At 63.4% G+C, this 9,438-nt stretch carries 9 protein-coding genes; 5 read left to right on the top strand and 4 right to left on the bottom strand.

Translation table 11 applies throughout. From position 1 onward, the window contains the following. The 3 genes from EOA22_RS15660 to EOA22_RS15670 all read right to left on the bottom strand — a co-directional run. The coding region (locus EOA22_RS15660) for a sodium:solute symporter (RefSeq protein WP_164755469.1) at positions 1-1,938 on the bottom strand (1,938 nt) is incomplete at its 3' end. A gap of 120 nt (positions 1,939-2,058) precedes the next feature. After that, positions 2,059-2,334 carry a type II toxin-antitoxin system RelE/ParE family toxin gene (locus EOA22_RS15665; protein WP_013533612.1) on the bottom strand — a complete coding sequence of 92 codons (276 nt, stop codon included), beginning with the start codon at positions 2,332-2,334 and terminating at the stop codon, positions 2,059-2,061. Next, a complete protein-coding gene (locus tag EOA22_RS15670; protein WP_024503137.1) occupies positions 2,324-2,533 on the bottom strand; it encodes a hypothetical protein in 210 nt (69 codons plus the stop codon). The genes EOA22_RS15665 and EOA22_RS15670 overlap by 11 nt, the downstream gene beginning before the upstream one ends. Positions 2,534-2,932: 399 nt before the next feature. On the opposite strand from EOA22_RS15670, the gene mscL reads away from it, so the two are divergent. Further along, positions 2,933-3,355, top strand: a complete 423-nt coding sequence (gene mscL / locus EOA22_RS15675; protein ID WP_013533610.1) for a large conductance mechanosensitive channel protein MscL — start codon at positions 2,933-2,935, stop codon at positions 3,353-3,355. A 112-nt stretch (positions 3,356-3,467) separates the two neighbouring features. Then, entirely contained in the window at positions 3,468-4,634 is a 1,167-nt protein-coding gene (locus EOA22_RS15680; RefSeq protein WP_013533609.1) for a pyridoxal phosphate-dependent aminotransferase, read from the top strand. A 72-nt stretch (positions 4,635-4,706) separates the two neighbouring features. On the opposite strand, the gene hemA is transcribed toward EOA22_RS15680, so the two are convergent. Continuing rightward, positions 4,707-5,984, bottom strand: a complete 1,278-nt coding sequence (hemA, locus tag EOA22_RS15685; RefSeq protein WP_063170463.1) for a 5-aminolevulinate synthase — start codon at positions 5,982-5,984, stop codon at positions 4,707-4,709. A 268-nt stretch (positions 5,985-6,252) separates the two neighbouring features. Between hemA and galE the strand changes: the two genes are divergently transcribed. The 3 genes from galE to EOA22_RS15700 all read left to right on the top strand — a co-directional run. Continuing rightward, on the top strand, positions 6,253-7,248 hold the full coding sequence (gene galE / locus EOA22_RS15690; protein WP_063170028.1) for a UDP-glucose 4-epimerase GalE: 996 nt from the start codon (positions 6,253-6,255) through the stop codon (positions 7,246-7,248). Positions 7,249-7,354: 106 nt separating this feature from the next. Then, complete coding sequence (locus EOA22_RS15695; RefSeq protein WP_063170029.1) at positions 7,355-8,605, top strand: D-amino acid dehydrogenase; 1,251 nt, start codon at positions 7,355-7,357, stop codon at positions 8,603-8,605. Position 8,606: 1 nt separating this feature from the next. Further along, positions 8,607-9,438 (top strand): alanine/ornithine racemase family PLP-dependent enzyme (locus tag EOA22_RS15700; RefSeq protein WP_164755471.1); only part of this gene is annotated, 832 nt, incomplete at its 3' end.

Consider the following 9,438-nt stretch of genomic DNA (forward strand, 5'->3'; position numbering starts at 1 on the left):
CTGCAAGAGGTCGCGGTTGTGCTGCAGCGCCTCGGTGGCGTCGTCGAGCAAGCGGAAGGCATCTCGGGATTCGCGGTCGTGGCGCCGAAACAGCAGCGACAGGATCAGCCGTGCCGAGGAGGAGCCGACGGCGCTGGCCAGCAGCTGCTCGGAAAAGCGGATGACGTCCATGCTCGCCTGTTCGTTGCCGTGCAGCGAGGTTCCGTTGGTCTTTTCGAACGACTGGAAAGAGCGCTCGGTGCGCTCGACGCCGAGATAGCGCCCGATCGTGTCCTTCAGGTCGTTGACGGTGATGGCGGTGCGGAAACGGCGCAGGCTGGGCATCGGGCCGGCATCGCGCGGCACGAAGATCGACGCCTGGATGCGTTCCAGCGGCACCGACGCGCGCGACAGCGAGCCAAGCACGAAAAACACCGCATTGATCGACAGGCTCCACAACACGCCGTGGTTCAGCGGTTCGGCGACGGTGCCGAACAGGGCCTGCGGCCGCAGCGCCTCGAAGCCGAACAGCCCGTGCACGATGATGCCGGTATCGGCCGCGGCAAGCGACGGCAGGAGCAGTGTGTAGCCCCAGACGAGGATGCCGGCGACCATGCCGAGTGCCGCACCCCGGCCGTTGGCGCCGCGCCAGATCAGCCCGCCGATCAGGGCGGGGGCGAACTGGGCGATGGCCGCGAACGACATCAGGCCGATCGACGACAGGCGCGCGCTGTTGGTGCTCTCGCGGTAATAGAGGAAGGCGATGAACAACAGGATGAAGATCGCCCCGCGCCGCACATTAAGGATCAGCGTCGACCAGTCCTCGGTCTCGGAGGTCGAGGTCTTGAGCAGGCGGCGCACGAACAGCGGAATGACGAGATCGTTGGAGATCATGATCGACAGCGCCACGCTTTCGACGATCACCATCGCCGTCGCCGCCGACAGGCCGCCGATGAAAGCCGCCATCGCCAGCACATCATGGCCGCTGAACAGGGGCAGCGACAGCACATAGAGATCGCTGCTGGTTCCGGTGCCGACCAGCGACAGGCCGGCGAAGGCGATCGGCAGCACGAACAGGTTGATCGCCACGAGGTAGAGCGGGAACACCCATGTCGCGGTGCGCAGTTCGGCCTCGCCGCGGTTTTCGACGATGGTGACGTAGAACTGCCGCGGCAGCATGATGATGGCAAAGCCGCTCAGGCACGTCAGCACCAGCCAGGTGGCGAGCGAGGTGTTGTAGCTCATCGCCTGCCGGACCTGCGCGTTCTCGGCGAGCTTGTCGAACATGTCGCCCGGGCCGCCGAAGATCAGGAAGGTGACCATCAGGCCGATCGCCAGGAAGGCGGCGAGCTTGACGACGGTTTCGACCGCCACCGCCAGCACCAGTCCGTCCTGGTGTTCGGTGGCGTCGGCGTGACGGGTTCCAAACAGCACCGCGAACAGCGCCAACAGCATGGCGACGACCAGCGAGATGTCGCTGACGAAGGGATCGAACGAAGGCGGCGATCCCGTATAGTGCTCGACCATCAGGCTGACCGAACCGGATATCGCCTTCAACTGCAGCGCGATATAGGGCACCGCGCCGATGGTGGCGATCAGCGTGGCGATCGCCGCGACGGTGAAACTCTTGCCGTAGCGTGCGCCGAGGAAATCAGCGATCGAGGTGATCTTCTCGGTCTTGGCCAGCCGCACGATACGGTTGAGCAGCGGGAAGCCGAAGACGAAGACGAGCACCGGGCCCGTATAGATGCCGAGGAATTCGAGGCCGCGTTCGGAAGAGAGACCGACCGAGCCGAAGAAAGTCCAGGATGTGCAGTAGATCGCGAGGCTGAGCGCATAGATGAAAGGCCGCCCCCGGCTCGGCTCGGAGATGGCCGAGCGGCGGTCGCCGAGGCTGGCGATGGCAAACAGCAGCGTCACATAGGCGACCGCGATGATGACGATGAACAAGCCCTGCACGCTTGGACTTTCCTCCTCTGCCGTCTTTCTATCCGGCTTGCCCGGACGCAACCACAGCTTGGCGTCCGAGTCCATTGCAGAGCTGTGCAGGACGGCTATCAGGGCGGCGCGTCGGTGTCGTTATGGTGAAGATCGCCGCTGAGCGCCGTGGAAAATACGGCCAATGACGACCTCCTCCAAACCCATGCGATAGAGGATGATGTGCTTGCCGTGGACGAACTGATGGGTCCTGCCTTCATAGAGCCGGCCCATACTCGGATAGTCGCCGAGCAACTCAAACACCGCGTCGAGTTCGCGCAGGTACTTTTCGGCCTGAGTGTGGCCGAAGTTTTCGAAGGTGTGTCGGTAAATGTCTTTCAGATCGCGTTCGGCGCGATGCGTTATCCTATGGCGCATGCGGGAGTTCGGCACGCGCTTCCCGAATAATGTCGTCGATCGACTTTTCGCTGACCGGGCTCTCAAAACCTTCGTTGATCGCCGCCTGAATCGCTTTCCGCTTCTCGTCGGGCGAAAGCGCGTCAAACCAAGCGCGCTGCTCCTTTGTTGGAGCCGCCCACGGATAAACATCAATGCTGATGGTTTCGAGCATGTTCATGAGAACATTATAGGCGAAAACGCCTATAATTTCCAGAAATTCAATGCTGGCTTTGCCGTGCCGTCAATGCGGGAAACCTTGCAAAGAGCGATTGATCGCTCGCGTCAACAACCAGGGGCCCATGCCGTGCTCGGCGGCAATCTGGTCCAGCGTGGTCGTTTTGCAGTGATTCGGCGGCATCTGTGTCGATTTGCATCGCGGGGATATGAAATTTCACGCCCTTGTACGCAACGCGTCAAATTCGGCAGAGCTGCCGCCCAAAGTGCCGTAAGGTAAGGAGAAAGCGGTTGTTTTCTCCCTTTTACCCATGTTGCGTCAGGAGGTTTTTGTTATGTTGCCTCAGGTCGATGCCGCAAGGACGGAAACGGCAGCTCGGCCAGTCACGACAAGGAGGGTCGAATGCTGAAAGAATTCCAGGAATTTATTTCCAAGGGCAATGTGATGGACCTTGCGGTCGGCGTCATCATCGGCGCGGCCTTCGGCAAGATCGTCGATTCCCTTGTTAACGATATCATCATGCCGATCGTCGGCGCGATTTTCGGCGGCTTGGACTTCAACAATTATTTCCTTGGCCTCTCCTCGGCCGTCAACGCCACCTCGCTGGCCGACGCCAAGAAGCAAGGCGCGGTCTTTGCCTACGGCAGCTTCATCACTGTCGCGTTGAACTTCCTCATCCTCGCTTTCATCATTTTCCTGATGGTCAAGGCGGTGAACAACATGCGCAAGCGGCTTGAGCGCGAGAAGCCCGCTGCACCGGCGGCTCCGCCGCCAGCCGACGTCGCGCTGCTCACCGAAATTCGCGATCTGCTCGCCAGGCGCTGACCACGGGCAGCATTGCTGGACCAAAACCCCGGTCGTTGGCGGCCGGGGTTTTCTGTTTTCGCATCTGGTAAGGACCGCTGACGAAAACCGCAGACCAAAAACGGATCCGCCCATGACCCTGATCGACAGCTTGCGCACCGAGGCCCGTGCGGCACCCGAAAGTGGCATTGTCGCCGTCGTCAATTACGGCCGCCTGCGCGAAGGCATGATTCCGCTCTGGGCCGGCGAAGGCGACCTGCCGACGCCAGCCTTCATCACCGATGCCGCGTCGAAGGCGCTGGCCGGCGGCGAGACATTCTACACCTGGCAAAGGGGCATCCCCGATCTCAGGCAGGCACTCTCCCGTTACTATGCCAGGCATTTCGGCAAGAATTTCCCGGAGGAAGAATTCATCGTCACCGGCTCCGGCATGCATGCCATCCAGCTGGCGCTCGACGCGCTCGCCGGCGCCGGCGACGAGGTGGTCTACCTGTCGCCGGCCTGGCCGAATTTCGATGCCGCAGCAGGGATAGCGGGAGCCGTTCCAGTCGCGGTCACGCTCGATCATTCCGGCAATGGCTGGTCCTGCGACGTCGAGAAGATCGCCGCTTCGATCACGCCGCGCACAAAGGCGCTGTTCATCAACACGCCGTCGAATCCGACCGGCTGGACCGCCGATCACGAGACCTTGCAGGCGATCCTCGCTCTGGCGCGCGCGAAAAACCTCTGGATCATCGCCGACGAGATCTATTCACTGTTCCACTACGGCCACGGCCGCGCGCCGTCCTTCCTCGACATAGCGTCGGCGGAAGACCGTATCCTGTACGTCAACTCCTTTTCCAAGAACTGGGCGATGACCGGCTGGCGCGTCGGCTGGATCAAGACGCATCCGAGCTTGCAGCAGGTGTTCGAGAACCTGATCCAGTATTCGAGCTCCGGCGTCGCCCAGTTCATGCAGCGCGGTGCGGTCGCCGCCCTTGACGAGGGCGACGCCTTCGTCGCCGAACAGGTGGAGCGGGCGCGCAAGGCGCGCGACCTTGTCTGCGGCATCCTCGGCGCCACCGGCCGCGCTGGGTTTACGGTGCCGCAGGGCGCGTTCTATCTGTTTTTCACCGTCGAGGGCATCACCGATTCACGCACCGCTGCCTTCGACATCGTCGACAAGGCCAATGTCGGCCTGGCGCCAGGCACCGCTTTCGGCCCCGGCGGCGAGGCGTTTTTGCGGCTGTGCTTCCACCGCCGTCTCGACCAGATCGAGGAAGCGGCACACCGGCTGGCGAAGTGGATGAAGAACGCCTGAGCCGCTGACGAAGCCCGAATTGAAATCGCTCCGGCGAGCCAGATGGCCGCCGGAGTAGAGTTCCAAACGGCATCAGCCGCCTGACTTGGGCACCAGCAATGGAATGATGCGGTCGCTCTTGGCCACCGAAGGCCGACCGGCGGAGCCGTAGGGGATACCGAGCGCATCCCAGGTCTCGACCAGCGCATCCTGCAATTCGGCGATCAGCGCATCGGAATGGAACGGCGTTGGCGTGATGCGCAGCCGCTCGGTGCCGCGCGGCACGGTCGGGTAGTTGATCGGCTGGATGTAGATGCCGTGCACGCCGAGCAGGCGGTCGCTGGCCATCTTGCAGGCCTCGGGATCGCCGACCAGCAGCGGCACGATGTGCGTCGGCGAATCCATCACCGGCAGGCCGGCGGCCGACAGGATGTGTTTGGTTCTCGCGGCCTGCTGCTGCTGGGCGTCGCGCTCGGCCTGCGAGCGCTTGAGATGGCGGATCGAAGCGGCCGCGGCGGCAGCGATCGCCGGCGGCAGTGCCGTGGTGAAGATGAAGCCCGGCGCATAGGAGCGCACGGCGTCGATCACAGCGCTGGTGCCGGTGATGTAGCCGCCCAGCGTGCCGAATGCCTTGGCCAGCGTGCCTTCGATGATGTCGATGCGGTCGGCCAGGCCTTCGCGCTCGGTGATGCCGCCGCCGCGCGGCCCGTACATACCAACGGCATGGACCTCGTCGATATAGGTCATGGCGTTGTAGCGCTCGGCGAGTTCGACGATCTCTTTGATCGGCGCGATGTCGCCATCCATCGAATAGACGCTTTCGAAGACGATCAGCTTGGCACGTTCGCGCCCCGCCGCCTGCAAAAGGCTTTCCAGATGCGCCACGTCATTGTGGCGGAAGATCTTCTTTTCGGCGCCGGAACGCCGCACGCCTTCGATCATCGAGGCGTGGTTCAATTCGTCCGAGATGATCAGGCAGTTGGGCAAAAGCTTCGCGATGGTCGAGATCGAGGCCTCGTTGGAGACGAAACCGGAGGTGAAGACCAGTGCCGCTTCCTTGTCGTGCAGATCGGCAAGCTCCACCTCAAGCTCGACCAGCGGGTTCGAGGTGCCGGAAATGTTGCGGGTGCCGCCGGCGCCCGAACCCATCTTGCCAGCGGTATTCTGGAACGCGGCGATGACGTCGGGATGCTGGCCCATGCCGAGATAGTCGTTGGAGCACCAGACGGTGATTTCCTCGGCACGGCCATTGGAACGCCAGATGGCGCGCGGGAACTTGCCCGCGATCCGCTCGAGGTCGGCGAAAACGCGGTAGCGACGCTCGGCATGGAGCTGGTCGATCGCTTCCTCGAAGAACCGCTGATAGTTCATGTCGACTTCCCAATTTTTGCGCGGGATCATAATCATTGGCCCGTTGGTCGTCCACCTGGCCTTTTTGGTCAAAATGCCACGCCCCGGACCTGTTCCTAACGACCGCGGATCGTGGCCTATTCCCTTGATGTGGATGAACTTTGTTTCAGGACAATGCCACTGGCCGGCAATGCCGGTTACCAGGGGGTTCCAATGGCCATGCGGCGGGCTTTCCAGTAGAGCGGGGTTGAGACAGTTTCCGATAAATCTTGGATAAGCGAGGACGCGGATGACAGTTTTGGTGACAGGCGGCGCCGGTTACATCGGCAGCCATATGGTCTGGGAGCTGCTGGATGCCGGCGAAAGCGTGGTCGTTCTCGACCGTCTTTCCACCGGTTTCGAATGGGCAGTGGCGCCGGAGGCCAAGCTGGTCGTCGGCGATGTCGCCGACAAGGAATTGGTCGGCGCGGTCATCAGGGAGAACAAGGTCGACGCGATCATTCATTTCGCCGGCTCGATCGTGGTTCCGGAATCGGTCGCCGACCCGCTCGGCTATTATGAGAACAACACCTCGAAGACGCGCACGCTGATCGAAACCGCGGTGCGCGAAGGCGTGCCCAATTTCATCTTTTCCTCGACCGCCGCCGTCTACGGCGGCGCCGGGCTGGAGCCGGTGCGCGAGGACGCCCGCCTGGCGCCGGAATCGCCCTATGGCCTGTCCAAGCTGATGAGTGAGTGGATGCTGCGCGACGCGTCGATCGCGCATGGCCTGCGCTATACGGCGCTGCGCTACTTCAACGTCGCCGGCGCCGACCCGAAGGGCCGCACCGGCCAGTCGACGCCGGGCGCAACCCATCTGATCAAGGTCGCCTGCGAGACGGCACTCGGCAAGCGGCCGTTCATGCAGGTGTTCGGCACCGATTATCCTACGCCGGACGGCACCTGCATGCGCGACTACATCCATGTCAGCGACCTGGCGGCGGCGCATCGCCTGGCTTTGCAGCGGCTGCGCGCCGGGGGACAGAGCCTCGTCGCCAATTGCGGCTACAGCCATGGCTATTCGGTGCTGGAGGTCATCGACAGCGTGCGCCGCGCCTTTGGCCATGATTTCGAGGTGAAGATGGGTGATCGCCGCCCTGGCGACGCCGCGGCGGTTGTCGCCAATTCGGATCTCGCCCGCGCCGAGCTCGGCTGGACCCCGCAACGCGACGATCTCGACCAGATCGTCGCCGATGCGCTCGCCTGGGAGCGCATCCTGACCGGCAAGAACTCCGCGCGCGGCTGAGCCGGGTTCTCCCAAGGGCTCGCAAGCCGGGCAGTGAAGCGCTATTGAAGGCGTTCGCGGCAAGGCGCGGACGCGCGGCGCCGCGAGGAGATCTTGGGGGGATGGCATGAAAATAACGGTGCTCGGGGCCGGTGTCGTCGGTACGGCGGCCGCCTATTATCTGGCCAGCGACGGCCATGAGGTGACGGTGATCGAGCGCCATCCGGCGGCGGCACAAGGCACCAGCCAGTCCAATGCCGGCCTGGTGTCACCGGGTGACGCCACCGCCTGGGCCTCGCCGGCGGCTTTGAAGACCTTCCTGCGCGGGCTCTACAACCATGATCTCGGCATCAAGGTCAGGTTGCGCCTCGATCCCTATTTCCTCGCCTGGAGCCTGCGTTTCCTGCGCCAGTGCACGGTGGCGCGCCTGCGCGCCAACACCGACATCAAGCTCAGGCTCGCGCTCTATTCGCGCGACTGCATCAATGCGCTTTCGGAAGCGACCGGCATCCATTACGACGAGCGCAAGAAGGGCATTCTCTATTTCTTCCGCTCGCAAAAGAGCCTCGACACCGGCACCGACAATTACCGTTATCTTGCCAAGCACGGCCTGCCGATCGAAATCGTCGGCCGCGACCGGCTGGTCGAGCTGGAACCCGGCCTTGCCGGCGTCAAGGACAAGATTGCCGGCGGCGTCTATTCGCCAACCGACCAGACCGGAGATTCCAAGCAGTTTGTCGACAGGCTGGCCGCCTATGCGGCCGAGAAGCTCGGCGTCGAATTCCTGTTCGGCACGACAGTCGAAGGCCTCGACATCGAGGGCGACCGGGTGCGCGCGGTGATGACTTCGGCCGGCCCGGTCGCCGGCGATGCGGTTGTCATCTCGATGGGGCCGGAAAGCGGCCTGCTCGGGCGCCGTTACGGCATCGACCTGCCTGTCTATCCGGTAAAAGGCTATACCGCGACGATTCCCCTGGAGGACGAAAGCAGGGGACCGACCATGGGCGGCGCCGACGAGGACCGGCTGATCGGCTATTCAAGGCTGGGCAACCGCTTGCGGATGTCCTCGACGGCCGAATTCACCGGCTTCGACCGCACTTTCAAGCCCGCCGATTTCAAGACGATCATCAGCACCGGCAAGGATCTTTTCCCGGGTGCCTTCGACGAGAAGAGGGCTGTGTTCTGGGCGGGTCTGCGCCCGATGATGCCGAACTCGGTGCCGGTCATCGGCCAGGCGCGCTACAAGAATCTCTATCTCGACACCGGCCACGGCCATGTCGGCTGGACGATGGCCTGCGGTTCGGGAAAATTCCTCGCCGACCTCGTTTCGGGCCGCAAGCCGGAGATCGACCCGCAGGGGCTGGTTTACGGGGGCTAGGATGTCGGGACCGCAAGTCGCCATCGACCTTGGCCGCATCGAGCGCAACGCGCGCACCATCGTCGAGCGCTGCGCGCTGTCGGGCATAAAAGTGTTCGGCGTCACCAAGGGCACTTGCGGCATGCCGCAAGTGGCACGCGCCATGCTGCGCGGCGGTGTCGCCGGCATCGCCGAATCGCGTTTCGAGAACATCCGCCGGCTGCGCGACAGCGGCATCAACGCACCGATCATGCTGCTGCGCAGCCCGCCGATGGCGCGGGTCGAGGAGGTGGTGCGCACCGTCGACATCAGCCTGCAATCGGAACTCGCCACCATCCGCGAAGTTTCGCGCATCGCCGAGCGCATGGGCCGCGTCCACGACATCATGCTGATGATCGATCTCGGCGATCTCCGCGAAGGCATCTGGCCGAACGACCTGATCCCCACGGTTGAGCAGATCCTGCAGTTCAAGGGCGTGCGCATCGCCGGCATCGGCACCAATCTCGGCTGCTTCGGCGCCATCATGCCGACGCCGGAAAACCTTGGGCAGCTCGTCGCCCATGCCTACAAGACCGAGCGCCTGTCCGGCAAAAGCCTCGACGTGATTTCCGGCGGCGCCTCGTCGTCGCTGCCGCTGCTGCTCGAAGGCAGGCTTCCGGCCGGCATCAACAATCTGCGCGTCGGCGAGGCGATCCTGCAAGGTGGCGTCGAAACCTTCCGCGATGTGCCATGGGCCGAGCTCGAGCCCGATGCCTGCCGGCTGACCAGCGACATCATCGAGGTCAAGCTCAAGCCGTCACGGCCGATCGGCCAATCGGGCTACGACGCCTTCGGCAACCAGCCGGTCTTCCCCG

The sequence above is a fragment of the Mesorhizobium sp. M7A.F.Ca.US.014.04.1.1 genome (assembly GCF_003998745.1).
Lineage (GTDB): Bacteria > Pseudomonadota > Alphaproteobacteria > Rhizobiales > Rhizobiaceae > Mesorhizobium > Mesorhizobium ciceri.

Excerpts from the sequence above, each read along its gene's own strand:
- EOA22_RS15665 (WP_013533612.1), bottom strand. The coding sequence starts at position 2,334 with ATGCGCCATAGGATAACGCATCGCGCCGAACGCGATCTGAAAGACATT.
- EOA22_RS15670 (WP_024503137.1), bottom strand. The coding sequence starts at position 2,533 with ATGAACATGCTCGAAACCATCAGCATTGATGTTTATCCGTGGGCGGCT.
- mscL (WP_013533610.1), top strand. The coding sequence starts at position 2,933 with ATGCTGAAAGAATTCCAGGAATTTATTTCCAAGGGCAATGTGATGGAC.
- EOA22_RS15680 (WP_013533609.1), top strand. The coding sequence starts at position 3,468 with ATGACCCTGATCGACAGCTTGCGCACCGAGGCCCGTGCGGCACCCGAA.
- hemA (WP_063170463.1), bottom strand. The coding sequence starts at position 5,984 with ATGAACTATCAGCGGTTCTTCGAGGAAGCGATCGACCAGCTCCATGCC.
- galE (WP_063170028.1), top strand. The coding sequence starts at position 6,253 with ATGACAGTTTTGGTGACAGGCGGCGCCGGTTACATCGGCAGCCATATG.
- EOA22_RS15695 (WP_063170029.1), top strand. The coding sequence starts at position 7,355 with ATGAAAATAACGGTGCTCGGGGCCGGTGTCGTCGGTACGGCGGCCGCC.